This window comes from Microbispora amethystogenes (genome assembly GCF_016863015.1).
Taxonomy (GTDB): Bacteria; Actinomycetota; Actinomycetes; order Streptosporangiales; family Streptosporangiaceae; genus Microbispora; species Microbispora amethystogenes.
Genome location: NZ_BOOB01000125.1, coordinates 1 through 1,201 on the forward strand (window position 1 = coordinate 1; position 1,201 = coordinate 1,201).

Annotated in this window: 1 protein-coding gene; it reads left to right on the forward strand. The window is 71.6% G+C overall.

The features are described 5' to 3' along the window. Positions 1-33 precede the first annotated feature (33 nt). Positions 34-1,201: SpnB-like Rossmann fold domain-containing protein (locus tag Mam01_RS35975; RefSeq protein ID WP_239101884.1), on the forward strand; the 1,168-nt coding region annotated here is incomplete at its 3' end.

Sequence of the window (1,201 nt, forward strand, 5' to 3'; positions counted from 1 at the left end):
CGACCGGGCTGCAAGGTCCGGGTGCAGGTGATCGTGAACGGCACGGACACCGACGGGAACGCGACGCTCGACGTGTACTCGCGCGACGAAGGAGAGCACGGTGAGTGGACCCGCCACGCGACCGCCGTACTGGCCAGGGACGACACCGAACCCGGCTTCGACCTCACCGCCTGGCCCCCGGTGGACGCCGTCCCGATCGAGGTGGAGAGCGTCTACGAGGCCCTGACCCTGGCGGGCCTGCCGTACGGCCCGGCATTCCGGGGGTTGCGCGCCGCCTGGCGGCGCGGCGACGAACTCTTCGCCGAGGTGACGCTTCCGCAGGAGGCGGCGGACGGCGACGTCACGGGATACGGCGTGCACCCGGCGCTGTTCGACGCGGCCGTGCACCTGCCGGCCTGGGCCGGCCTGTCGGAGGTCCCCGAGGGGCACAACCGGCTGCCGTTCGCCTGGAGCGGGGTGCGGCTACACGCCACCGGCGCCACCGACCTGCGGGTACGTATCACACTCGGCGATGCCGGATCGCTGTCACTGCAGGCCGCCGACCCCACCGGCGCACCGGTCGCCACGATCGACACCCTCACCGCCCGCCTCGTCTCCAGCGAACAACTCAACGCCTCCACACCCACCCCCGACCACAGCCTCTTCCGCGTCGACTGGTCACCCCTCGAACTCCAGCCATCACCACGCGAAGCCTGGGCCGTCCTCGGCGACCGCGACCTCCACGACACCCTGCGCCCGACCGTCGCCACCTCCTACTACGACAACCTGACCGCCCTCACCGACGCCATCGACGCCGCCGAACCCGCCCCCGACGTGATCGTCCTCCCGATCCACCAGGAACAGGCCATCTGGGACGACAACACCGCCAGCAGCACAACCACAAGCGACAGCACCGACTCCGCCGAGCCGGAGCAGGGCATCCCCGCCACCGGCAACAACAGCAGGACGCGCGAGGACGGCAGGGCGGGCGAGAACCCGGTGGCGGCGGCGCACGCGGTGACCGAAACCACCCTGGCCACCCTGCAGACCTTCCTGGCCGACGACCGCCTCAGCGGCACCCGGCTGCTCGTCCTCACCCACCACGCCGTCGCCACCACCAGCCAACAGCCCATCGACCTGACCACCGCACCCGTCTGGGGCCTCATCCGCTCCGCCCAAACCGAACACCCCGGCCGCATCCACCTCATCGACCACGACCGGG